Annotated in this window: 22 protein-coding genes; 19 read left to right on the top strand and 3 right to left on the bottom strand. The window is 73.4% G+C overall.

Annotated features, from left to right (window positions below; all coding sequences use genetic code 11):
• The first annotated feature begins 102 nt into the window (after window positions 1-102).
• Window positions 103-2,412 carry a RelA/SpoT family protein gene (locus AC1Q5D_RS12220; protein WP_481738736.1) on the top strand — a complete coding sequence of 770 codons (2,310 nt, stop codon included), beginning with the start codon at window positions 103-105 and terminating at the stop codon, window positions 2,410-2,412.
• A 27-nt stretch (window positions 2,413-2,439) separates the two neighbouring features.
• Here the strand turns inward: AC1Q5D_RS12220 and AC1Q5D_RS12215 are convergent, their stop codons facing one another.
• Window positions 2,440-3,018 carry a hypothetical protein gene (locus tag AC1Q5D_RS12215; protein WP_481738735.1) on the bottom strand — a complete coding sequence of 193 codons (579 nt, stop codon included), beginning with the start codon at window positions 3,016-3,018 and terminating at the stop codon, window positions 2,440-2,442.
• A 133-nt stretch (window positions 3,019-3,151) separates the two neighbouring features.
• Window positions 3,152-4,915, bottom strand: a complete 1,764-nt coding sequence (locus AC1Q5D_RS12210) for a DUF349 domain-containing protein (RefSeq protein WP_481738734.1) — start codon at window positions 4,913-4,915, stop codon at window positions 3,152-3,154.
• A gap of 215 nt (window positions 4,916-5,130) precedes the next feature.
• Between AC1Q5D_RS12210 and hisS the strand changes: the two genes are divergently transcribed.
• Window positions 5,131-6,498 (top strand): histidine--tRNA ligase, encoded by a 1,368-nt coding sequence (gene hisS, locus AC1Q5D_RS12205; protein ID WP_481738733.1) that lies wholly within the window; start codon window positions 5,131-5,133, stop codon window positions 6,496-6,498.
• A gap of 69 nt (window positions 6,499-6,567) precedes the next feature.
• Window positions 6,568-8,373, top strand: a complete 1,806-nt coding sequence (gene aspS / locus AC1Q5D_RS12200; protein ID WP_481738732.1) for an aspartate--tRNA ligase — start codon at window positions 6,568-6,570, stop codon at window positions 8,371-8,373.
• Window positions 8,374-8,480: 107 nt separating this feature from the next.
• On the opposite strand, the gene dtd is transcribed toward aspS, so the two are convergent.
• The gene (gene dtd, locus AC1Q5D_RS12195) at window positions 8,481-8,921 is read right to left on the bottom strand and encodes a D-aminoacyl-tRNA deacylase (protein WP_481738731.1); all 441 of its coding nucleotides are present in this window, start codon (window positions 8,919-8,921) and stop codon (window positions 8,481-8,483) included.
• A gap of 87 nt (window positions 8,922-9,008) precedes the next feature.
• On the opposite strand from dtd, the gene AC1Q5D_RS12190 reads away from it, so the two are divergent.
• From AC1Q5D_RS12190 to AC1Q5D_RS12115, 16 genes are all read left to right on the top strand, one after another.
• Complete coding sequence (locus AC1Q5D_RS12190; RefSeq protein WP_481738730.1) at window positions 9,009-10,397, top strand: replication-associated recombination protein A; 1,389 nt, start codon at window positions 9,009-9,011, stop codon at window positions 10,395-10,397.
• Between the two features lie 239 nt (window positions 10,398-10,636).
• Window positions 10,637-11,263 carry a 30S ribosomal protein S4 gene (gene rpsD, locus AC1Q5D_RS12185; protein ID WP_481738729.1) on the top strand — a complete coding sequence of 209 codons (627 nt, stop codon included), beginning with the start codon at window positions 10,637-10,639 and terminating at the stop codon, window positions 11,261-11,263.
• 205 nt (window positions 11,264-11,468) lie between these two features.
• On the top strand, window positions 11,469-11,840 hold the full coding sequence (locus AC1Q5D_RS12180) for a DUF948 domain-containing protein (RefSeq protein ID WP_481738728.1): 372 nt from the start codon (window positions 11,469-11,471) through the stop codon (window positions 11,838-11,840).
• 9 nt (window positions 11,841-11,849) lie between these two features.
• Window positions 11,850-12,089, top strand: a complete 240-nt coding sequence (locus tag AC1Q5D_RS12175; protein WP_481738727.1) for a hypothetical protein — start codon at window positions 11,850-11,852, stop codon at window positions 12,087-12,089.
• Window positions 12,090-12,123: 34 nt separating this feature from the next.
• Window positions 12,124-14,817, top strand: coding sequence for an alanine--tRNA ligase (gene alaS, locus AC1Q5D_RS12170; protein WP_481738726.1), 2,694 nt, complete (start codon window positions 12,124-12,126; stop codon window positions 14,815-14,817).
• 50 nt (window positions 14,818-14,867) lie between these two features.
• Window positions 14,868-15,347 carry a Holliday junction resolvase RuvX gene (gene ruvX, locus AC1Q5D_RS12165; RefSeq protein WP_481738725.1) on the top strand — a complete coding sequence of 160 codons (480 nt, stop codon included), beginning with the start codon at window positions 14,868-14,870 and terminating at the stop codon, window positions 15,345-15,347.
• Entirely contained in the window at window positions 15,344-16,948 is a 1,605-nt protein-coding gene (gene mltG, locus AC1Q5D_RS12160) for an endolytic transglycosylase MltG (protein ID WP_481738724.1), read from the top strand. Before ruvX ends, mltG begins: the two co-directional genes overlap by 4 nt.
• Window positions 16,945-17,808 (top strand): shikimate dehydrogenase family protein, encoded by an 864-nt coding sequence (locus AC1Q5D_RS12155; RefSeq protein WP_481738723.1) that lies wholly within the window; start codon window positions 16,945-16,947, stop codon window positions 17,806-17,808. Before mltG ends, AC1Q5D_RS12155 begins: the two co-directional genes overlap by 4 nt.
• 26 nt (window positions 17,809-17,834) lie before the next feature.
• Window positions 17,835-19,031 carry a chorismate synthase gene (gene aroC, locus AC1Q5D_RS12150; RefSeq protein ID WP_481738722.1) on the top strand — a complete coding sequence of 399 codons (1,197 nt, stop codon included), beginning with the start codon at window positions 17,835-17,837 and terminating at the stop codon, window positions 19,029-19,031.
• A 2-nt stretch (window positions 19,032-19,033) separates the two neighbouring features.
• Window positions 19,034-19,573: a shikimate kinase gene (locus AC1Q5D_RS12145; protein ID WP_481738721.1), complete on the top strand. Its 540-nt coding sequence runs from the start codon at window positions 19,034-19,036 to the stop codon at window positions 19,571-19,573.
• Window positions 19,570-20,661: a 3-dehydroquinate synthase gene (gene aroB / locus AC1Q5D_RS12140; RefSeq protein WP_481738720.1), complete on the top strand. Its 1,092-nt coding sequence runs from the start codon at window positions 19,570-19,572 to the stop codon at window positions 20,659-20,661. Before AC1Q5D_RS12145 ends, aroB begins: the two co-directional genes overlap by 4 nt.
• A complete protein-coding gene (locus AC1Q5D_RS12135; protein ID WP_481738719.1) occupies window positions 20,658-21,164 on the top strand; it encodes a tetratricopeptide repeat protein in 507 nt (168 codons plus the stop codon). The genes aroB and AC1Q5D_RS12135 overlap by 4 nt, the downstream gene beginning before the upstream one ends.
• 180 nt (window positions 21,165-21,344) lie before the next feature.
• Complete coding sequence (gene efp, locus AC1Q5D_RS12130) at window positions 21,345-21,908, top strand: elongation factor P (RefSeq protein ID WP_481738718.1); 564 nt, start codon at window positions 21,345-21,347, stop codon at window positions 21,906-21,908.
• Window positions 21,905-22,315, top strand: coding sequence for a transcription antitermination factor NusB (gene nusB, locus AC1Q5D_RS12125; protein ID WP_481738717.1), 411 nt, complete (start codon window positions 21,905-21,907; stop codon window positions 22,313-22,315). Before efp ends, nusB begins: the two co-directional genes overlap by 4 nt.
• A gap of 192 nt (window positions 22,316-22,507) precedes the next feature.
• The gene (gene pyrR / locus AC1Q5D_RS12120) at window positions 22,508-23,113 is read left to right on the top strand and encodes a bifunctional pyr operon transcriptional regulator/uracil phosphoribosyltransferase PyrR (RefSeq protein ID WP_481738716.1); all 606 of its coding nucleotides are present in this window, start codon (window positions 22,508-22,510) and stop codon (window positions 23,111-23,113) included.
• Window positions 23,110-24,087, top strand: coding sequence for an aspartate carbamoyltransferase catalytic subunit (locus AC1Q5D_RS12115; RefSeq protein ID WP_481738715.1), 978 nt, complete (start codon window positions 23,110-23,112; stop codon window positions 24,085-24,087). The genes pyrR and AC1Q5D_RS12115 overlap by 4 nt, the downstream gene beginning before the upstream one ends.
• Window positions 24,088-24,096 lie beyond the last annotated feature (9 nt).

Genomic DNA, 24,096 nt, shown 5'->3' with positions numbered 1-24,096 from the left:
GCGCCGGACCCCGGGGTCCGGCGCGTGCTATACCCTTGTCCATACGTCGACCGGTCCGTTGCCCCGGTCGGCGCCGTCGCCGTTCCGGAAAGGGGGATGCCCATGGCCCACCATCCCACCGGCACGCCCCACGACGCCCCGGCGGGTCCCCCGCAGCCGCCGGCGGGCCGCCGCGAGCGCCCGTTCTCCCGCCTGGTCCGCCTCGCCGGACGCAGTGGCTCGGGGCAGCCGCCGATCCTGGAGCCGCTGCTGCGCACGGTGAGGGCGAACAGCCCCAAGGAGCAGCTGGACCTGATCACGCGGGCGTACCACGTGGCGGAGCGCCACCACGAGGGCCAGAAGCGCAAGAGCGGCGACCCCTACATCACCCACCCGGTCGCCGTCGCGACGATCCTGGCCGAGATGGGGATGACCGGAACGACCCTGGCGGCGGCGCTCCTGCACGACACGGTCGAGGACACGGACTACTCGCTCGGCGAGCTGCGCCGCGAATTCGGCGACGAGGTCGCCATGCTCGTCGACGGCGTCACGAAGCTGGACAAGGTCCAGTTCGGCGACGCCGCACAGGCCGAGACCGTCCGCAAGATGGTCATCGCCATGGCCCGGGACATCCGCGTGCTGCTGATCAAGCTCGCCGACCGGCTGCACAACGCCCGCACGTGGCGGTACGTCTCCCCGGAGTCGAGCGCCAAAAAGGCCCGCGAGACCCTCGAGATCTTCGCGCCGCTGGCCCACCGGCTGGGCATGAACACGATCAAGTGGGAGCTTGAGGACCTCTCGTTCGCGGCGCTGCACCCGAAGGTCTACGAGGAGATCGTCCGCATGGTGGGGGAGCGGACCCCCGAGCGGGAGAAGTACCTCGCCACGGTCCGCGAGCGCATCGGCGAGGACCTGCACCAGTCGCGCATCAGGGCGACGATCACGGGCCGCCCGAAGCACTACTACTCGATCTACCAGAAGATGATCGTGCGCGGGAAGGACTTCGACGACATCCACGACCTGATCGGCGTGCGCGTGCTCGTCGACTCGGTCCGGGACTGCTACGCCGCCCTGGGCGCGCTGCACGCGCGGTGGAACCCCCTGCCAGGGCGGTTCAAGGACTACATCGCGATGCCGAAGTTCAACATGTACCAGTCCCTGCACACCACGGTGATCGGACCCGGCGGAAAGCCGGTGGAGATCCAGATCCGCACCCACGACATGCACCGGCGCGCCGAGTACGGCGTCGCGGCCCACTGGAAGTACAAGAACCCGGGCGCCAAGGCGGCGCAGGGCGGCCCCGACGGGACGGACATGGGCTGGCTGCGGAGCCTCCTGGACTGGCAGCAGGAGACCCGGGACCCGGGCGAGTTCCTGGACTCGCTGCGGTTCGAGATCAACGCCGCCGAGGTCTTCGTGTTCACGCCCAAGGGCGAGGTGATGGCGCTTCCGGCCGGTTCGACCCCGGTCGACTTCGCCTACGCCGTGCACACGGAGGTCGGCCACCGGACCATCGGGGCGCGCGTGAACGGGAAGCTCGTGCCGCTCAACAGCGAGCTGCACCACGGGGACTGGGTCGAGATCTTCACGTCCAAGGCGGAGGGCGCCGGGCCCAGCCAGGACTGGCAGGGCTTCGTCAAGAGCGCCCGGGCGCGGAACAAGATCCGCCAGTGGTTCACGAAGGAGCGCCGCGAGGAGGCGATCGAGAAGGGCAAGGAGCAGCTCACCCGAGCCCTGCGGAAGAACAACCTCCCGCTCCAGAAGCTGATGACGCACGACACGCTCACGGCGGTCGCGCACGAGCTGCGGCACGCGGACATCACGGCACTGTACGCCGCGGTGGGGGACGGGCACACCTCCGCGCAGAACGTGATCGAGCACCTCACCGCGCTCGTCGGCCCGGCGCACGAGGCCGACTCCGAGCTCGAGGACGCCCCGATCGTCTCCCCGCCGCGGCCGCGCACCGGCAGCGAGTCCGGCGTCGTGGTCAAGGGCGCCGGCGAAGTCCTCGCCAAGCTGGCCCGGTGCTGCACGCCCGTTCCACCGGACGAGATCCGCGGCTTCGTCACGCGGGGATCCGGGGTGTCGGTCCACCGGGCCGACTGCCCGAACCTGCAGTCGCTCGAGGGCCAGGCGGACCGGCTCGTCGACGTCGAGTGGGCGCCCACGAAGTCGAGCGTGTTCCTCGTGGAGATCCAGGTGGAGGCGCTCGACCGCAAGTCCCTGCTCTCGGACGTGACGCGCGTACTCTCCGACAGCCACGTGAACATCCTCGCCGCGAACGTCACCACCTCCCGGAACCGGGTCGCCCTGTCCCGGTTCGCCTTCGAGATGGCGGATCCCAAGTACCTGCACCACGTCCTCAATGCGGTCCGCCGCATCGACGGTGTCTACGACGTCTACCGCACCGCCTCGGGCCGCCGCAGGCAGTAGCCGGGCCCGGCGGACGGCGCTCGGCCACTACGCCGCGACCTGCGCGAGGAGCCGCTCCGCGCGCGCCTTCCCCGGGTGGCGGGGCATCCGCGCCAGCCGCTCGGCCACCGCTGCAGGGGTGCACCCGTCCACGCCCGAGAGCAGCCGCGCCAGGACGTCCAGGGCCTCCGGCTCGGCCGCGTGCCGGGCGAGGTCCGCCGCCGTGCGCACGGCGCTGGTCACGCCGATGCCACCCAGTTCGACGACATCGTCAGGCTGCAGCCGGGCCTCGTACACGTGCACCGGCAGCACCGGCCGCACCAGGGGCCGGCGCACGAAGCGCGGGGCGAGCAACTCCAGCTCGGCCGGCTCCCCGGCGCACCCCAGCACCCAGGCGGCGCTGCGCCGTCCCACGACGACCGGTGCGCCCGGCCGGGGCCCCGCCACCGCACCGGCGGCAGCGGCGCGGACGGTCGCGTCCACGGTCCTGTCGCGGGCCACGTAGGCCCCGGGAAGCACCGCGCGGACGATCCCCTCGGACTCCATCGCGCACAGTTCCGACCCCGTGAACGGCCTCCCGGCGCAGAGTATGCCCCCCGGCGGCCCCTCCTCGTCCATCCACTCCATGCCCACAGCCTGCCAGCCCCGGCCCCGCGCGGGGGCGGCGACGGGCGGATTGTGGATATCCCGCCCCGGACGCGCCGCGGGGCGGGCCCGGGACCTGGGTGGTCCGGACCCGCCCCGCGGGCGGTCGGTGCCGCTAGCTGAAGTCCGCGGCCGAGCGGCGCAGCGTCTCGAGCCACGTCCGGCGCGCGTCCAGCGCCTCCTGGGCCTTCTCGATCCTGCGCGCGTCGCCGGCGGCGCGCGCCTGTTCCAGGTCGGACTCCAGCTGGCCGATCGTGTCCTCCAGCTGCTCGAGCATGCTGTTGGTGCGGGCCTTGGTCTCCGGGTTCGTCCGGCGCCACTGCTCGTCCTCGGCGGCCTTGACGGCGTCCTCGATCTGCCGCATGCCCTGCTCCATGCGCTGCATGGCGGAGCGCGGAACCTTGCCGGCGGCCTCCCAGCGGTCGCGGAGCGGGGCCAGAGCCTTGCGCGCGGCCGCGGGGTCCGTGACCGGCAGGAGGGCACGCGCCTCCTCGAGGATGCCCTCCTTGACCTTGAGGTTCTGCCCGAACTCCTCGTCCATGGCGTGGTGCGCCTCGTTGCGGGCGTTGAAGAACACGTCCTGGGCGGCACGGAACCGCGCCCACAGGGCATCGTCGTCCTTGCGCGACGCCCGCTTGGACGCCTTCCACTCGTCCATCAGGCGGCGGTACTCGCTGGACGTCCGCCCCCAGTCGGTCGAGGTGGAGAGCGCCTCGGCGCGGGCGATGAGTTCCTCCTTGGCGGCCTTCGCCTCGGCGTTGTCCGCGTCCAGCTGGGAGAAGAACGCCCGGCGGTGCCGGTCGAAGGTCGTGCGCGCCGCGCGGAAGCGCTTCCAGAGGGCGTCCTCAGTGGACTTTCCGAGCCGCACGCCGGCCTTCTGGGAGGCCTTCCACGCCTCGAACAGCTCGTTCATGCGCGTGCTGCCCTGCTTCCACTGCATGGAGCCCGGGTCGCGGCCGGCGAGCTCCTCGGCCTCGGCGACGATCGCCTCGCGGGAGGCGAGGTCCTCGGCCCGCCGGGCGTCCGCAAGCTTGCGCTCGACCCGCTGGAGCTCGGCGACGTCCTGGCGCGCCGACTCGAGACGGTCCTGCAGCGCCGGGATGTCGCCGACCATGGAGCGCTCGTCCACCAGCGCCTGCAGGTGGTCCAGGGCCTTGCCCATGTCGGCGGTCGGCGCCTTGGCGAGCACGCGCTGCTCGAGCAGCATCAGCTGGCTGACGACGTCGTCGTACTTCCGCACGAAGTACGCCAGCGCTTCGTCCTTGGTGGCGTCCGGGTATTGCCCGACCGCGTGCTCCTCGCCATGGATCAGGACGAAGACGTGGCCGTCGTCGGCGACCCGCGCGAAGCGCGCGGCTTCCTCCAGCGGCGTGGTGTGGGTCGGGGGAGCGGCAACCGGGGCCGGCGTGCCCGAGGTCTGCGGGGCGCCGGCCGGGCGCGGCCCGCCGGGCTTGGGGCGTCCGGGCTTCGGGCCGCCCGCCCGCTTGCCCCCGCCCGGCCTCGCGGGGCCGGGAGCCGGTGCCGGGGCCGGCTCCGACGCGGCACCCGACTCCTCGGGCACCGGGGGCGCGGCGGCGGGAGCGGCCTCCTCGGCGGCGCCGTCGGAACCGTCCGCCTGCTGGGCGTGCTCCGCGGGCGCCGCAGGGACGGAGGCCTCGGCAGGATCGGCCGCCGGGGCGGCGGCCTGCCCCTCCGGCGCGGCGGCGGCGTCGGCCGGCTGGCCCGGCGTTTCGGCCGTCTGGGACCCGGCCGCGGCCTGGTCCTGCGGCTCGGTCGGCTGGCCCTCGGCCGGGGCCGTGCCTTGGGCCTGCTCGGCCTCGGGTCGGGCGCCCTGCTCGGTGGACTGGGAACGGTCGTCGGATTGCTGACTGGTGGTCACCGCTGGAACTCTTTCGCGTCGTGGATGCCCCGGGCTCTCCGGGGTGGCCTGTCCCACGCCACTTTACCCAGACGGCGGCGGGCGGCAGTAGTCCGCGGCGCGGGCCGCGTCGCCCGCGCCGCGCGCGCCCGCTGGGGCGCGGTGCGGGGCGGCGCCTAGAATGGAGCGGTTGACGGCCGCCCGGCCGCCCGCCGACCCGAAGGAGAACACCCCGCATGGCACGCAAGGCCTCCCTGTCCGGATTCCCCGAGTGGCTGCCCCAGGAGCGGCTCGTGGAGCTCCATGTCCTGGACCTGCTGCGGGAGACCTTCGAGCTGCACGGCTTCACCAACATCGAGACCCGTGCGGTGGAGACGGTGGGACAGCTCCTGCGCAAGGGCGAGATCGACAAGGAGGTCTACGGGCTCTCCCGGCTGCAGGCCGAGGACGGGGAAGCGGCCCGGACCGACCCGAACGCGCTGGCCCTGCACTTCGACCTCACCGTCCCGTTCGCCCGCTACGTGGTGGAGAACGCGGGGCACCTGGCCTTCCCGTTCCGCCGCTACCAGATCCAGAAGGTCTGGCGCGGGGAGCGCCCGCAGGACGGCCGCTTCCGCGAGTTCACGCAGGCGGACATCGACGTGGTCGGCGACGGGTCGCTGCCGTTCCGCTACGACGTCGAGCTGGCCCTGGTCATCGCAGAGGCCCTCGGCCGGCTGCCCATCGGCGACTTCACCCTGCGCGTGAACAACCGCAAGCTCGCCGAGGGCTTCTACCTCGGACTGGGCCTCGAGGACACCGCCGGGGTCCTGCGCAACATCGACAAGCTGGAGAAGATCGGTCCCGAGAAGGTCGCCCAGCTGCTCGCCGAGGAGGTCGGCGCCTCACCCGAACAGGCGCGGGCGGCGCTCGAGCTGGCCGCCATCCGGACTCCGGACACGTCGTTCGTAGAGCGCGTGCGGGCCCTCGGGGTGCGGCACCCGCTCCTGGACCAGGGCCTCGACGAGCTCGCCCAGGTCGTGGGCGAGGCGGCCGAGCGGGCCCCGGGCCGCGTCGTCGCGGACCTGAGCATCGCCCGCGGCCTCGACTACTACACGGGCACCGTCTACGAGACCGTCCTGGCTGGCCGGGAGCAGCTGGGGTCCATCTGCTCGGGCGGGCGCTACGAGTCCCTGGCCGCGAAGGGCAACCGCACGTTCCCCGGCGTCGGTCTGTCGATCGGCGTCAGCCGTCTCGTCTCCCGCATCCTCGCGGAGGGCTCAGTCGTCGCCAGCCGGTCGGTCCCGTCCGCGGTGCTCGTGGCCCTGGCGAACGACGACTCATGGTCCGCCGCCCAGGACACCGCCGCCGCCCTGCGCGCCCGCGGCATCGCCGTCGAGGTGGCGGCCAGCGCGGAGAAGTTCGGCAAGCAGATCAAGTACGCCGACCGGCGCGGGATCCCCTTCGTCTGGTTCATGGCGGCGGACGGGACCCACGAGGTCAAGGACATCCGCAGCGGCGAGCAGGTCCCCGCGGACCCCGCCACGTGGACGCCGCCGGCCGTGGACCTCGTCCCCGCCGTTGCCCCGGAGCCGGCCGCCGAGCCCGCCACCGCCGACCGGTAGACTCGGACGCAATCCACCCCAAGCCGCCGGCCCCTCGGGGCCGGCGCGACCCCCTCCGAAAGGACCGCAGTGCTGCGCACCCACGACCTGGGATCCCTCAGGGCCGAGCACATTGGACAGACCGTCACTCTCGCCGGATGGGTGGCCCGACGCCGCGACCACGGCGGCGTGGCCTTCCTCGACCTGCGGGACGCGTCCGGCGTCGCCCAGATCGTCGTGCGCGACGAGGCCGACTTCCACCACCTGCGCAACGAGTACGTCCTGCAGGTGACCGGCAGCGTCGAGCGCCGCCCCGAGGGCAACGAGAACCCGGCGCTGGCCACGGGCGAGGTCGAGGTCATCGCCGAGACCGTCACCGTGCTCAACACCGCCGCCCCGCTGCCGTTCCAGGTCGACGAGCACGTCGAGGTCGGCGAGGAGGCGCGCCTGCGCCACCGCTACCTGGACCTGCGCCGGCCGGCGCCGCACCGGAACCTGGTCCTGCGTTCCGAGGCCAATCGCGTGGCCCGCGAACTGCTGCACGGCGAGGGCTTCACCGAGATCGAGACGCCGACCCTGACCCGTTCGACGCCCGAGGGCGCGCGCGACTTCCTGGTCCCCGCGCGCCTGGCCCCCGGCTCCTGGTACGCCCTGCCGCAGTCCCCGCAGCTGTTCAAGCAGCTCCTGCAGGTCGGCGGGTTCGAGAAGTACTACCAGATCGCCCGCTGCTACCGCGACGAGGACTTCCGCGCCGACCGCCAGCCCGAGTTCACACAGCTGGACATCGAGGCCTCGTTCGTCGAGCAGGACGACGTCATCCGCCTCGGCGAGGAGATCGTCAAGGCCCTGTGGAAGCTCATCGACGTCGAGATCCCCACGCCGATCCAGCGCATGACCTACGCCGACGCGATGGCCCGGTACGGCACCGACAAGCCGGACCTGCGCTTCGGCCTGGAGCTCACCGAGCTCACCGGGTTCTTCAAGGACACGACGTTCCGGGTGTTCCAGGCGCCCTACGTCGGCGCCGTCGTCATGCCGGGTGGCGCGTCGCAGCCGCGCCGCACGCTGGACGCCTGGCAGGAGTGGGCCAAGCAGCGCGGCGCCAAGGGCCTCGCCTACGTCCTCGTCCAGGAGGACGGGACGCTGGCCGGCCCGGTCGCCAAGAACCTCACGGACCATGAGCGCGAGCACCTCGCCGGCACGGTCGGGGCCAACCCCGGCGACTGCATCTTCTTCGCCGCCGGCACCGCCGCCGAGTCCCGGGCCCTGCTCGGGGCGGCGCGTGTCGAGATCGGCCACCGCACCGGCCAGGTCAAGGACGGCGACTGGGCCTTCGTGTGGGTGGTCGACGCCCCGATGTTCGAGTCCGCCGCCGCGGCCGAGGCCTCGGGCGACGTCGCCGTCGGCGGCGGGCAGTGGACCGCCGTGCACCACGCGTTCACCTCGCCCAAGCCCGAATTCATGGACACGTTCGACCAGGACCCGGAGAACGCGCTGTCCTACGCGTACGACATCGTCTGCAACGGCAACGAGATCGGCGGCGGATCCATCCGTATACACGAGCGCGACGTGCAGGAGCGGGTCTTCAAGGTCATGGGCCTTGACCGGGAGTCCGCGGCCACGAAGTTCGGGTTCCTGCTTGAGGGCTTCAAGTACGGCGCCCCGCCGCACGGCGGCATCGCCTTCGGCTGGGACCGCGTCGTGGCGCTGCTGGCGGGCGAGGACTCCATCCGCGAGGTCATCGCGTTCCCCAAGACCGGCGGCGGCTACGACCCGCTGACTGCCGCGCCGGCGCCGATCACGGCGCAGCAGCGCAAGGAGGCCGGCGTCGACGCGAAGCCGGAGCCGAAGCAGGCCCAGCCCGCCCCCGAGGCGGCCCAGGCCGCGGCCCAGTAGCCGCGGCAGGCGCGACGGCGGGCACCCACCCCGGGTGGGCGCCCGCCGTCGGCGTGTCCGGGCCGGTGACCGGGCCGCACGACGGCGGCGCGCCGGGGCACCCCCGGTCAGCCCGGGAGGTCGTCCGTGTCGACGAGCAGCGTGAAGGGTCCGCTGTTGACCAGGCAGACGTCCATCAGCGCCCCGAAGACGCCGGTCTCGACGGTCGCCCCCAGCGCGCGCAGGTGCGCCACGAACGCCTCGTACAGCGGCTCGGACAGGTCCCGCCCGGCCGCGCGGGTCCAGGAGGGCCGGCGGCCCTTGCGGACGTCCCCGTAGAGCGTGAACTGGCTGACCACCAGCAGCGGCGCCCCGGCCGACGCGCAGGAGGCCTCGCCGTCGAGCATCCTTAGGTGCCAGAGCTTCTCGGCCAACCGGCGGGCCTCGGCGTCGCCGTCGTCCACGCACACGCCCAGCAGCACGACCAGCCCCGGGCCGTCGATCTTGCCCACCGTGCGCCCGTCGACGTCGACCGACGCCCGCGACACCCGCTGCGCCACCGCCCTCATCCGCTCTCCCTCGCCCGGCAGGGCGCGGCCGGTCCGGGCCCTGGTACCGTCCGACCCTACCGGCCGCCGGCGCACTAGGCTGGACGGATGAACGATCTGCTGAGCCCCGACGAGGACGGGGAGCCGGACGCCGCGCCGGGGCGGCCGCGCCCCCCGCTGGCCGTGCGCATGCGCCCCCGGTCCGTGGAGGAGCTGGTCGGCCAGGGGCACCTGCTCGGGCCGGGGTCCCCGCTGCGGCAACTCGCCGGCGCCGACGGCTCCGGCCCCTCGGGGCCGTCCAGCGTCGTGCTCTGGGGCCCGCCGGGCACCGGCAAGACGACGATCGCGCACGTCATTGCCCGCGCCCCCGGCCGACGGTTCGTGGAGCTGTCGGCGATCACGGCCGGCGTCAAGGACGTCCGCAGGGTCATGGACCAGGCCCTGCACGACCGCGACCTCAACGGGATCACCACGGTGCTGTTCCTGGACGAGATCCACCGCTTCACCAAGGCGCAGCAGGACGCGCTGCTGCCCGGGGTCGAGAACCGCTGGGTCGTGCTGATCGCCGCGACGACGGAGAACCCCTCGTTTTCCGTGATCTCCCCGCTCCTGTCGCGGTCGCTGCTGCTGACGCTCAAGCCGCTGCAGGACTCCGACATCAGGGCACTGATCGGGCGCGCGGTCGACGACGAGCGGGGGCTGGCCGGCACCGTGCGGGTCGAGGACGAGGCGCTGGACCACCTGGTGCGGATGGCCGGCGGCGACGCGCGCCGGGCCCTGACGGCCCTCGAGGCCGCCGCCGGCGTCGCCTACAGCGAGGCGCGCGGGGAGCCGGGGGAGGGGGACGACGACGGCGCCGCCGTGCCCGTGCTGGCCGCGCACGCGGAGCGGGCCATGGACGCGGCGGTGCAGCGCTACGACAAGGCCGGGGACCAGCACTACGACGTGGTCAGCGCGTTCATCAAGTCCATCCGGGGTTCGGACGTGGACGCTGCCGTGCACTATCTGGCGAAGATGCTCGAAGCGGGCGAGGACCCGCGGTTCATTTCGCGCCGGCTGATCATCAGCGCCAGCGAGGACATCGGCCTGGCGGACCCGACCGCCCTGCAGGCGGCCGTGGCCGCCGCGCAGGCGGTGCAGCTGATCGGGATGCCCGAGGGCCGGATCGTCCTGGCCCAGGCCACCGTGCACCTGGCGACGGCGCCGAAGTCCAACGCGTCCTACAACGCGGTCAACGCCGCGATCGCCGACGTCCGTGCCGGGCGGGGCCAGGGCGTGCCGGCGCACCTGCGCGACTCGCACTACCCGGGGGCCCGGCAGCTCGGCCACGGCAAGGGCTACGTGTACTCCCACGACGCGCCGCACTCGGTCGCGCGCCAGCAGTATCCGCCGGACGACCTCGTCGGGCGGGACTACTACGCCCCGACACAGAACGGGGCCGAGCGCGGAATCGCGGAGCGGCTCGCGCGCCTCCGGGGCATCGTCCGCGGGACGTAGGCGCCGCCGGCGGTGCGCCGCCGGAGCGCTGTTGGCCCCGGCGGGCCCGGGGGAGTGGAGAGCCCCGGCGCCGCCGCCGGACGCGGCCGCCCCCGGTGGTAGGATGGATCCTTGGCTGGCAAGCCGGTGCCCGCGTGCGCGCGGGACCGGTTGCAGTGCGTCGGGCGGCGGCATTCCCGACCCTCTCCCTCCTGGAGGCCAGTGCAAACCAAGCCGCCCATCAGTGAAAAGGACACCACGTGGCGAACAACACCCGTGCCCGCCGCAAGGTGCGCATCTCGCGCGCCCTCGGCATTGCCCTGACCCCCAAGGCCGAAAAGTACATGGAGCGCCGCCCGTACGGGCCCGGCCAGCACGGCCGTGCCCGGAAGAAGCAGGACTCCGACTACGCGGTGCGTCTGCGCGAGAAGCAGCGCCTGCGCGCCCAGTACGGCATCCGCGAGGCGCAGATGACCCGCGTCTTCGAGGAGGCCCGCCGCACCGCCGGCCTGACGGGCGAGAACCTCATCGAGCTGCTCGAGATGCGTCTCGACGCCCTGGTGCTGCGTGCAGGCTTCGCCCGCACCATCTCCCAAGCGCGCCAGCTCGTCGTGCACCGCCACGTCATGGTGGACGGCCAGCGCGTGGACCGCCCGTCCTTCCGCGTTGCGGAGGGCCAGCTGATCCACATTCACGAGCGCTCGGAGAAGATGGTGCCGTTCCAGGTGGCCGCCGCCGGCGCCCACCGCGACGTCCTGCCGGCCGTGCCGGGCTACCTGGACGTGGCGCTGGAGAAGCTGCAGGCGCGCCTGGTGCGCCGCCCGAAGCGCTCCGAGGTTCCGGTCACCTGCGAAGAGAACCTGGTCGTGGAGTACTACGCCCGCTGATCCTTCCGGAGACCGAGCGCCGGCCCCCCGGGGCCGGTGCCGCCCCACAGAGCCCGCGGCTTCGGCCGCGGGCTCTGTGTCTGTCCGGGCCCTTCCGGCCGTGCGTCCGCACGCCGCGGCGGGCGGGCCCGGCGCGGCCCGAGGGGCGCGCGTTGGTAGGCTTGGTGAGCGTTGGTGCCGCCAAACCCCGAGGAGCAATACGAACATGACGTGGTCCGATATCGCCGGCCTGATCGCCGCGGGCGTCTTCGCGGTGCTGGTCGCGCTGCTGGCCGTGCCGATCTGGAAGCTGGGCAGGGTCTTCGACGAGCTGCGGCTCGCGGTCCGGGAGATCTCCGACGGCACGTCCCCGCTGCTCCAGGAGGTGACCACCACGGTCTCGACGACCAACAGGCAACTCGAGAAGGTCGACGGGATCACCAGCAACGTCTCGGACGCCTCGGCGAACCTCACGGCCCTGTCGTCGCTGCTCGCCGCCACCGTCGGGCGGCCGCTGATCAAGGTCGCCGCCTTCTCCGGCGGGGTTCGCGCCGTCCTGTCCACCACCCCGAGCGGCAGCGGCCGCCGCAGCCGCTAGGAGGCCCCCTTGCTCACCAGGATCGTCTACACCGGCATCGGCGTCGGCATCGGCGTGTTGGCCATGCGGAAGGTCGGCCAGGTCCGCAGGGCCGCGAGCGCCGAGGGCCTGAACCGCACGCTCGCGCGCGTTGCCGACGCCTTCAGCGAGTCCGCCGAGGCCTTCCGCGCCGGGATGAGCGCCCGCGAGACCGAGCTGCGCGGGCAGCTGGGCGTCGATGCGACCGCCGGCCCCGCCCGCCGGCACTGAACCACCCAGTCACGAAGGGAACCACCCGAACATCATGAAATCGCAGGACATCGCCCGCCGGTGGCTGGAATTCTTCTCCGCGAAGGGCCACACCCCGGTGCCCAGCGCGTCCCTGGTGTCCAGCGACCCGTCGCTGCTCTTCACGGTCGCTGGCATGGTGCCGTTCATCCCGTACCTGACGGCCCGCGAGCAGCCGCCGTACACCCGCGCCGCGAGCGTCCAGAAGTGCATCCGCACCGGGGACATCGACGAGGTCGGCAAGACGGTGCGCCACGGCACGTTCTTCCAGATGTGCGGCAACTTCTCCTTCGGCGACTACTTCAAGGAGGACGCCATCACGTTCGCCTGGGAGCTGCTGACCTCGCCGGTGGCGGACGGCGGCTACGGGCTGGACGCGGAGCGCCTGTGGGTCACCGTCTACGAGGAGGGCGACGAGCGCGACGACGAGGCGCGGCGGATCTGGCGCGACAAGATCGGCCTGCCCGAGGAGCGCATCCAGGGCACCGGCAAGGAGGACAACTACTGGCACACGGGGCAGGCCGGCCCCGGCGGCCCCTGCTCGGAGATCTACTACGACCGCGGCCCGGAGTACGGCTCCGAGGGAGGCCCCGTGGTCGACGAGACCCGGTACATCGAGATCTGGAACCTCGTGTTCATGCAGTACCGCCTCGAGGCCGTCCGCTCGAAGACCGACTTCGACGTCGCCGGCGAGCTGCCCAAGCGCAACATCGACACCGGCCTCGGGCTGGAGCGCCTCGCCATGATCCTGCAGGGCGTCGAGAACATGTACGAGACGGACCAGGTGCGGCCCGTCCTGGACAAGGCGGCCGAGCTGTCCGGCAAGACGTACACGTCCACCGAGGACCCGGCCGACCCGCGCCACGCGGACGACGTGCGCATGCGCGTCGTGGCCGACCACGTGCGCTCGGCGCTCATGCTGATCTCCGACGGCGTCACCCCCTCCAACGAGGGCCGCGGCTACGTCCTGCGCCGGCTGATCCGCCGCGCGGTCCGGGCCATGCGCCTGCTCGGGGTCGAGACGGCCGTCCTGCCTGAGCTCCTGCCCGCCTCGCGGGACGCGATGAAGGGCGTCTACCCGGAGGTCGACGCCGACTTCGGCCGGATCTCGCGGATCGCCTACGCCGAGGAGAAGGCGTTCCTGCGCACCATCGCGTCGGGCACCGCCCGGCTGGACGAGGCCCTCGGCGCCTCGAAGGCCGCCGGCGCGCCCCTCTCCGGCGAGGACGCGTTCGCGCTGCACGACACCTACGGATTCCCGATCGACCTCACGCTCGAAATCGCCTCCGAGGCCGGGCTCGCGGTCGACGAGCCGACCTTCCGCAAGCTCATGGGGGAGCAGCGGGACCGGGCCAAGAAGGACGCCAAGGCCAAGAAGGCCGGGCACGCGGACGTCGCGGTGTTCAACCGCCTGCACGCCGCCGGCGAGACGGTCTTCACCGGCTACGACGAGCTGGCCACCGAATCCTCGGTGCGCGGGATCGTGCGCGGCGGGGACCTGGTGGACTACGCCGCGCAGGGCGAGGAGGTCGACGTCGTCCTCGACGCCACCCCGTTCTACGCCGAGGCCGGCGGCCAGGCCGGCGACGTGGGCCTGCTCACCGGCGACGGCTTCGTGCTCGAGGTCCTCGACACCCAGGCCCCGGTCAAGGGCCTGAACGTGCACCGCGCCATCGTCCGGGAGGGCGAATTGCCGGCCGAGGCCCGGGTCCTCGCCGAGGTCGACCGCCAGCGCCGCCACGCGGGGGAGCAGGCCCACTCCGGCACGCACATCGTGCACGCGGCCCTGCACCAGGTGCTGGGCCCGGAGGCCCTGCAGTCCGGCTCCTTCAACAAGGCCGGCTACCTCCGCTTCGACTTCACGTGGGGCGACGCGATGAGCGCCGCGGCCCGCAGCGAGGTCGAGGAGGTGGCGAACCTGGCCATCCGCAACAACCACGGCGTCTCCACGACCGTGATGCCGCTGGCCGAGGCCAAGGCCCTCGGGGCGACCGGCCTGTTCGGCGAGAAGTACGGCAACACGGTCCGGGTCGTCGAGATCGACGGCGCCTGGTCGCGCGAGCTCTGCGGCGGCACGCACGTCGGCCAGACGGCGCAGATCGGCACCCTCACCCTGCTCGGCGAGCAGTCCGTCGGCTCCGGCAACCGGCGGGTCGAGGCCCTGGTCGGCATGGAGGCGTTCCGCCACGGCGCCGCCGAGCGCGCGCTCGTCGCGGAACTGTCGGAGCTGTTCCGGGTCCCTTCGAACCAACTCTCGGACCGCGTCCAGGCCACCGTCGCGCGCCTGCGTGCGGCCGAGAAGGAGATCGAGCGGCTCCGCCGCGAACAGCTCGCGGCCCAGGCCGGCCAGCTCGTCGCCCGGGCGGCCGACGTGGCCGGCGTGCGCGTCCTGGCCCACGACGCCGGGCAGGTCGGCTCTGCCGACGAGCTCCGCGCGCTCGCCCTGGACCTGAGGGGCCGGCTCGGCTCCGGCGCCGCCGCCGTCGCACTGGTGGGCGTCGCCAACTCGCGCCCGCTCGTCCTGGTGGCCACGAACGAGGCCGCGCGCGCCGCCGGCGTCAAGGCGGGCGCCCTCGTGCGCACCGCCGCCACGGTGCTTGGTGGCGGTGGCGGCGGCAAGGACGACATCGCCCAGGGCGGCGGCCAGGACGCCTCCAAGACCGGGGACGCCCTCGCGGCCGTGCTGCGCCAGCTCGGGGAGCGGGCCTGAGCGCGGCGGGTGGCGGGCGCCGCGGGGTCGCGCTCGGCGTCGATGTGGGCATGGTCCGCGTGGGCGTCGCGGCGAGCGATCCCGACGGGCTGCTCGCCACCCCCGTCAAGACGCTGCAGCGGGACGCGCGCAAGGGCTCCGACCTGCGTGTCCTGGCCCGGCTGGCGGCCGAGCGCGGTGCGGTGCGGGTGTACGTCGGCCTGCCGCGTTCCCTGCGGGGAGGGGAGACCGAATCGACGCGCATGGCGCGCTCGTACGCGGAGGACCTGGTGCGCGTGCTCGCGCAGGAGGACGTCGCGGCGGAGGTCCGCCTCGTCGACGAGCGGCTGACCACCGTGACAGCCCACCGGGCCCTGAGCGAGGCCGGAATGGACCGCCGCAGCCACCGTGCCGTGGTTGACCAGGCCGCGGCAACAGATATCCTGCAACATGCGTTGAATATGCAAGCATCGCGGGGGGACGACGTAGGCAGCCCCGTGCCCAGTGCCGGCACCCAGGCCGCCACGGAACCGAAGGACAGCAGCACGTGAACGAAGACCAGTCGCGCCAGGGTGCCACCGGGGTTTCCGGCAGCCACGGGTCGCTGCCGGAGGGCCCGCCGTTCCGCCGGCTGCGCAGCGGCCGCCGCCGGAGCGAGCCGACGGCGCCCTACGACGACGCGCGCCCGGCCGCTCCGACGACGCCGTCCGGAACGGAGGGGCACGCGCCCGCGGCTGCCGCCGGCCCCGGGGGCACGCCGGACGGCACCGAACCCCGTGGCCCGGAAGCCGCCGCCGAACCCACCCCGACGGCCGGGACCGGGGACGGCGACGCCGTGGCAGGCCGCGAGCACGCCGGCGACGCCGGAGCGGGCCGCGGGCACGCCGGCGACGCCGAAGCAGGCCACCGCGACGCCGACGAAGCCGGGGGCGAGCCCGCCCCCGCCGAGGCAGCCGGACGCGACCGCGCCTCCCGCGACGGCGACGACGCCGCCGCGACGCCCACGGACGGCGCCCCGGGTGGGGACCCGGAGCCGCAACCGGCCAGCGACGCCCCGCCCTGGGGGCCCCAGCGGAAGGTGTCCGTGCGGGCCCGGCGGCGCCGGCGCCGCAACATCGTCATGGCCGTCCTGTTGACGGTCTTCGCCGTCGCGGTCGCGGGCATCGTCGCGTTCCTGCAGGGCTTGCTTCCGGCCCAGCCCGAGGACTTCCCCGGCCCCGGCGAGGGTTCCCTGACGTTCACCGTCGAACAGGGGTGGGGGCCGATCCAGATCGGCTCGTCGCTCGAGGAGCAGGGCGTCATCGCCAGCACCGACCTGTTCCTCGAGGGGATGCAGTCCGTCAACGACGAGGGGCGGGCCATCCAGCCGGGCGAGTACGAGCTGAAGTACCGCATGCCGGCCGTGGAGGCCGCCCGCGTCCTTCTCGACGCCGACGCCGCGAAGGTCCACTACATCGCCATCCGCGAGAACATGCGCGCCACCGACGCCTACCAGGCCATCGCCGACGGGACGGGCCTCGCCCGGGCCGACCTCGAGGAGCTCGGCGCCCAGCCGGGGAAGTTCGGCCTGAAGGAGCCCGTCACGAGCCTGGAGGGCTTCCTGCACCCCGGCGAGTACCGCGTCCCGGTGGACATGAACGCCCAGGAGGTGCTGCAGACGATGGTCGACGCGACCACGAAGAGCCTCACGAGCCACGGCGTGACCGACCCGGCCGAGCAGTACCGGACGCTGAAGATCGCCAGCATCCTGCAGGCCGAGGCGCGCCCCAAGGACTACCGCACGGTGGCCGGGGCCCTCGAGAACCGCCTGTCGCCGGACAACCGCGAGACGGGCGGCCTGCTCCAGATCGACTCCTCCGTGATCTACGGGCTGGACCGCTACACCCTGCAGATCTCCGAGACGGAGAAGCGCGATCCGGCCAACAAGTACAACACGTACGTCCACCAGGGGCTGCCCCCGACGCCGATCGGATCGCCGGGCGACCAGGCGATCGAGGCCGCCGCCAACCCGGACGAGAACGCCTACTACTACTGGGTCACCGTCAACACGAAGACCGGCGAGACGAAGTTCGCGGAGACCTACCCGGAGCACCAGCGCAACCAAAACGAGTTCCGCCGGTGGTGCGCCGACAACCAGGACATCTGCCAGTGACCGGCCGACAGGCGGCCGTCTTCGGCAGCCCGATCGGCCACTCCAGGTCCCCGCAGCTGCACCGTGCGGCGTACGCCGCGCTCGGGGCGGACATCGGGTACCGGGCGATCGAGGCCGACGCCGCGGGCGCGGCGGACGTCGCCGACCTGCTCCGGAACGGTCCCGGGTGGGCGGGGGCCTCCGTGACCATGCCGCTGAAGCAGGCGCTCGTCCCGCACATGGACCGGCTGTCCCGGCGCGTGCGGACGCTCGGCGCCCTCAACACCGTCGTGGTCGTGCCGGGCGACGCCGGCACGACCCTCGCCGGCGAGAACACCGACGTCGACGGGATCGTCCGCGCGCTGGGCGGCGCAGGCCTCGGCTCCTGTTCCGCGGTGCTCGTCGTCGGCGCCGGGGGCACCGCGGCGGCCGCCGCGGCCGCCGCCGGCGAACTCGGCGCCGACCGGGTCGACTTCGCCGTGCGCTCGGCCGCCCGGGCCGGGGACGCGCTCGGCGTCGCCGCCGCGCTGGGGCTCCATGCCTCGGCGGTGGATCTCGGCGCCGCCGGAGGGCGCCTGGGCGCGTACGACGCCGTCGTCTCCACGCTGCCGTCCGGCGCCGCCGACGGGTTCGCCGCCACGCTGCCCGCCCGCCTGCCGCGTCCGGGCGCGGTCCTGCTCGACGTCGTCTACGACCCCTGGCCCACGACCCTGGCCGGGGCATGGGAGCGCGCGGGGGGAGTGGTCGTCTCCGGGCTGTCGATGCTGGTCCACCAGGCCGTGGAACAGGCCCTCCTGTTCACCGGAGCCGGACCCGAGCGGCGCGGTGAGGTCACAAACGTGATGTGTGACGCAGTGGGGCTGGCGCGCCCACGCTCCTAGGGGCGCCGCGTGGCAGTATGGAGGTCATGTTGCGTTGGTTGACCGCGGGCGAATCGCACGGCCCCGCTCTCGTTGGAATCCTTGAGGGCCTCCCGGCCGGTGTCCCCCTGACCACGGAGGACGTCCGGGACGCCCTGGCCCGCCGCCGCCTCGGCTACGGCCGCGGCGCCCGCATGAAGTTCGAGCGCGACGAGGTCACGTTCGTCGGCGGCGTCCGCCACGGCGTGACCCAGGGGGGCCCGGTGGCGATCCAGGTCGCCAACACCGAGTGGCCCAAGTGGGAGCAGGTCATGGCCGCCGACCCCGTCGGCTCGGAGATCCTCGACGGGCTGGCGCGCAATGCCCCGCTGACCCGCCCCCGGCCCGGCCACGCGGACTTCACCGGGATGCAGAAGTACGGCTTCGACGAGGCGCGCCCCGTGCTCGAGCGGGCGAGCGCCCGCGAGACCGCCACGCGCGTCGCCCTCGGCACCGCCGCCGCGCGGTTCCTCGGCGAGCTCGGCATCCGCCTCGTCAGCCACACCACGGCCGTCGGCACCGTCTCCGTCCCGGAGGGCGCCGTCCTGCCGACCCCCGGCGACGTCGTGGCCCTCGACAACGACCCGCTGCGGTGCCTGGACAAGGACACGTCGGACGCGATGGTCGCCGAGGTGGACGCCGCCCACAAGGAGGGCGAGACCCTCGGCGGCGTCGTCGAGGTCCTCGCCTACGGCCTGCCGCCGGGACTGGGCTCCTACGTGCACTGGGACCGCCGGTTGGATGCCCGCCTGGCCGCCGCCCTGATGGGCATCCAGGCCATCAAGGGCGTGGAGGTGGGCGACGGCTTCCTCACGGCCTCGCGCCGGGGTTCTGCGGCCCACGACGAGATCGTCCGCGGCGGGGACGGCGTGATCGAGCGCTCCAGCAACCGCGCCGGCGGAATCGAGGGCGGCATGAGCATCGGCGACGTGCTGCGCGTCCGGGCGGGCATGAAGCCCATCGCCACCGTGCCGCGCGCCCTGCGCACCATCGACACGGCCACGGGCGAGGACGCCACCGCCCACCACCAGCGCTCGGACGTCTGCGCCGTGCCGGCCGCCGGGGTCGTCGCCGAGGCCATGGTCGCGCTCGTGCTGGCCCAGGCGGTCCTGGAGAAGTTCGGGGGCGACTCGGTCGAGGAGACCCGGCGCAACCTGGCCGCCTACGTCGAGGCCATCCCGGAAGCCCTGGGGACGGTCCGCTAGGCATGTCGCGCGGGATCTTCCTGATCGGGCCGATGGCCGCCGGCAAGTCCGCCGTCGGCCGCCGGCTCGCGGAGCAGCTCGGCGTGCCCTTCATCGACACCGACGCGGAGGTCGAGTCCGCCCACGGCCCGATCCCCGCGATCTTCACGGAGCTGGGCGAGGCCGGCTTCCGCGCCTACGAGTCGGAGGCCCTCGCCCGCGCGGCGTCCGCCGCCGAGGAGGCCGACGCCGTCGTCGCCACCGGTGGCGGCGCCGTCCTGGACGCGGCGAACCGCAGCCTGCTGGCCTCGCGCTTCACCGTGTACCTGGAAACCGACCTCGACACCGTGCGGCCGCGCATCGCGGCCGCGTCCGGGCGCCCGCTGCTGGCGGGCGACGCGATCGACCGCTGGGTCCGGCTCCTGGCCGCCCGCGAGGACCATTACCGCTCCTGCGCCGCGCTCACGGTGGACGCACGCCGCGGCACCGCGGCCGAGCTGGCCGCCCGCATCCGCGCCGCACGCGCCGGGCTGCAGGACAACCACGAAGGATCACAGGCATGAACACGCAAGCCACCACCATCCCGGTCACCGGCAGCGGCCCGGGGGAGAACTACGACGTCGTCGTCGGCCGCGGTCTGCTCCCGCAGCTGCCGGGGATCCTGGGGGAGCGGGTCCGGAAGGTGCTCGTCATCCACCCCCGCGCCCTGCGCACGACGGGCGACCTCGTCAAGGAGGACCTCGACTCCGCGGGCTTCACGGCGATGACGGCCGAGATCCCGGACGCCGAGGAGGGCAAGCACATCCAGGTCGCGTCGTTCTGCTGGCAGGTCCTGGGGCAGAACGACTTCACGCGCTCGGACGCCATCGTGGCCGTCGGCGGGGGAGCGGTGACCGACCTGGCCGGCTTCGTCGCCGCGACGTGGCTGCGTGGCACCAAGGTCGTGCACCTGCCCACGAGCCTGCTCGGCATGGTCGACGCGGCCGTGGGCGGCAAGACCGGCATCAACACGGCCGAGGGCAAGAACCTCGTCGGCGCGTTCCACCCTCCGGCGGCCGTGCTGGCCGACCTCGACACGCTGGCCACGCTGCCCCGGAACGAGCTCGTCACCGGTCTGGCCGAGTCCGTCAAGTGCGGTTTCATCGCCGACCCGGCCATCCTGGACCTCATCGAGGCCGACCCGGCCGCGGCGACCGACCCGGAGTCGCCGGCCCTGCGCGAGATCATCGAGCGCAGCATCCGCGTCAAGGCCGAGATCGTCTCCGCGGACCTGCGCGAGTCCGGGCGCCGCGAGTTCCTCAACTACGGGCACACCCTCGGCCACGCCATCGAGCTCGCCGAGCGGTACCAGATGCGCCACGGCGCCGCCGTCTCGATCGGCATGGCCTTCGCCGCCGAGCTGTCCCGGTCCGTGGGCCGCCTGCCCGAGGACGTCGCGGACCGGCACCTGTCGGTCCTGGGCGCGCTCGGGCTGCCCACCACGTACCGGCGCGACCGCTGGGCCTCCCTGCTGGACGGGATGCGCCGGGACAAGAAGGCGCGCGGGGACCTCCTGCGCTTCGTCGTCCTCGACGGGCTGGCGAAGCCGGCCATCCTCGACGTGCCCGACACCTCCCTGCTCTTTGCCGCCTACCAGGACATCGCCTCATGACGGACTGGATCGAGACCGGGATGCCGGGCATCCTGCGCGACCCGGACACCCTGCTGCCCACCGTCGTCGACGACGCGGCGGCCGACGCGCTGCTCACGGGGGACGACCCGTGCGACGCCGTCGTCGTGCTCATCGCCCGCGGCGAGCACCATGCGGCGGCCGAGGTGGTCGCCGAGACGCGGCTGTCCGACCCGCAGAACATGCGCATGCGCATGCTCGACGCCGACCTGCTCCGGGCGGCCGGTGAACCGCAGCGCGCCATCCGCAGGCTGCGGAACCTGCTCGAGGAGTTCGCGGGCACGGGCCACGAGGCCATGCTGCACCAGTACCTGGGCATCCTGTACTACTCCCTGTCCGACTACCGGGCGGCGGCGACGCGGTTCCGCAAGGCCATGGAACTGCACGCGGCCGCCGGCGCCCTGCCGCGCCGCGTGGAGCTGGCGCGCCGCTCCCTCGAGGCGGCGGAGGCCCGCATCCCGGCCGAGCGCGCCGCCGACGCCTAGCCCGCCCCGCCCGGGCGCGCCGGACTGCCGACGCCTAGCCCGCCCCGGGCGGTCGCGCCGGGGCGGGTGGCGTACGGTAGAATCGACCGTGGTTTTTTGACAGTCCAGCCGCCCCGCCCGTCCCGGGCGGGACCGTGCGCCGGTCCCGCAGCGGGGGCGGCGGCAGCAGAGAGGAAGCGCGTGGCCACCAGCAACGACATCAAGAACGGCACCGTCCTGAAGATCGACGGCCAGCTGTGGAGCATCGTGGAGTTCCAGCACGTCAAGCCCGGCAAGGGTGGCGCGTTCGTCCGGACGAAGATGCGCAACGTCGTTTCCGGCAAGGTGGTCGACAAGACCTACAACGCCGGCGCGAAGGTCGAGACCGCCACGGTCGACCGCCGCGACTACGAGTACCTGTACCAGGACGGCGCCGACTACGTCTTCATGGACACCTCCGACTTCGACCAGCTGACCGTCTCGGGCGACACCGTGGGCGACGCCGCCCACTTCATGCTGGAGAACCAGAAGGTCGTCATCGCGCTGCACGAGGGTTCGCCCCTCTACGTGGAGATGCCGCCGTCCGTGGTCCTGCAGATCACCTACACGGAGCCCGGCCTCCAGGGCGACCGCTCCTCGGCCGGCACGAAGCCCGCCACGCTCGAGACCGGCTACGAGATCCAGGTCCCGCTGTTCGTCGAGAACAACACCAAGGTCAAGGTCGACACCCGCACGGGCGACTACCTCGGCCGAGTCAACGAGTGAGCGCTCGCGGCAAGGCCCGGCAACGGGCCGTCGAGGTGCTCTTCGAGGCGGAGCAGCGGGACGTCGCCCCGCTCGAGGCCCTGCGCCAGCGGCGCGAGGCCACCGAGTCCGCGACCAACGCGTACGTCGCCACCCTGGTTGAGGGCGTGGCCGCCCACAGGGAGCGCATCGACGAGATCCTGTCCACGTACTCCCGCGGCTGGACGCTCGAGCGGATGCCCGCGGTCGACCGGGCCGTGCTGCGGCTCGGTGCGTGGGAGCTGCTCTACAACGACGACGTGCCGGACGGCGTCGCCGTGGCCGAGGCCGTCGCCCTGGCCCGGACGTTCTCCACGGAGCAGTCCCCGGAGTTCGTCAACGGGCTGCTGGGCCGGATCCAGCAGCTGAAGCCGACGCTCCTCGCCTGACGCGGACGCCCCGCGTGGCCCGGTCCCCACGGACCGGGCCACGGGCGTCTCCGGGCGGCCCGACGGGTGTGAGCAAGTGCTCACGCCCCGCGCGGGGGCGCGTGCGGAGGCCGGACGGGCCGCGTGGTAGCTTGGGAGCCGACAGTCACCCTTTAAGTTCCGTCCCGTGAGGCGGGGAAGGAGGCGGCTGGAGTGGAAACCACCCCGGCTGGCGCGCGTCCGGAAGCGGACGCCGCCAAGACGGCCCGGACCGTGTTGTCCGAAGCCGACATCGAGCGCGTGCTCACGCGCATCGCCCACGAGATCATCGAGGCCAACAAGGGCACCGAGAACCTGGTGCTGCTCGGCATCCCGACCCGCGGCTACCCCCTCGCCCAGCGCCTGGCCGCCCGCATCGCCGCCACCGCCGAGGGCCTCGACGCCGCCGCCCTGGCCGGCCAGCTCGACGTCACGATGTACCGCGACGACCTGCGCCACGGCACCACCCGGACCCCGGCCCGCACGGTCGTGCCCGGCGGGGGCATCGACGGCAAGACGGTCGTCCTGGTCGACGACGTCCTCTACTCGGGCCGGACCATCCGCGCCGCCCTGGACGCGCTGGCCGACCTCGGCCGCCCCGACAACGTCCGCCTGGCCGTGCTCGTGGACCGCGGCCACCGCCAGCTGCCGATCCGCGCCGACCACGTCGGCAAGAACCTGCCCACGGCCACCAGCGAAAAGGTCCGCGTCCGCCTGGGCGAGGTCGACCAGGTCGACGGCCGTCCCGTCAACGCCGTCGTGATCGAGGCCGGCGCATGAGGCACCTGCTCTCCACCCGGGACCTGTCCCGCGCCGACGCGATCCGCATCCTCGACACCGCCGAGGAAATGGCGACCGTCGGCACGCGCGAGGTCAAGAAGCTGCCCGCCCTGCGCGGGCGGACCGTGGTGAACCTCTTCTTCGAGGACTCCACCCGCACCCGCATCTCCTTCGAGGCCGCGGCCAAGCGCCTCTCCGCCGACGTCATCAACTTCGCCGCCAAGGGCTCCTCCGTCTCCAAGGGCGAGTCCCTGAAGGACACGGTCCAGACGCTCGAGGCGATCGGCGCGGACGCCGTCGTCATCCGCCACTGGGCCTCCGGCGCGCCGGCCCGGCTCGCGGCGACCGACTGGATCGACGCCGCCGTCGTCAACGCCGGGGACGGCACCCACGAGCACCCCACCCAGGCCCTCCTCGACGCGTTCACGCTCCGCCGGCACCGCGCCCGCACCGCCGGCACCGACCCCACCGGGACGGACCTGTCGGGGATGCGCGTGGTGATCGTCGGGGACATCCTGCACTCGCGCGTGGCCCGGTCGAACCTCTGGCTGCTGCGCACGCTCGGGGCGGAGACCACCCTGGTCGCGCCGCCGACCCTGCTGCCCTTCGGCTCCGACGCCTGGCCCTGCCGGATCACGTACGACCTCGACGAGGCCCTCGCCGATCGCCCGGACGCCGTCATGATGCTGCGCGTGCAGGGCGAGCGGATGAACGCCGCGTTCTTCCCCAACACGCGCGAATACTCGCGGCGCTGGGGCCTGGACGACGCCCGGCTCGCGGCGCTGGACGCGTCCGGCGCCGAGCACACGGCCATCCTGCACCCGGGCCCGATGAACCGCGGGCTCGAGATCTCGTCGGCGGCCGCGGACTCCCCGCGGGCCACCGTCCTCGACCAGGTCAGCAACGGCGTGTCCGTGCGCATGGCGGCCCTCTACCTCCTCCTCTCCGGCGACCACCAGCGCGGCGAGCGCTAGACAAGGACC

This window comes from Arthrobacter paludis, assembly GCF_056782315.1.
The sequence above is the reverse complement of the archived record's forward strand: the minus strand, read 5'-3'. Positions and strand labels throughout refer to the sequence as shown.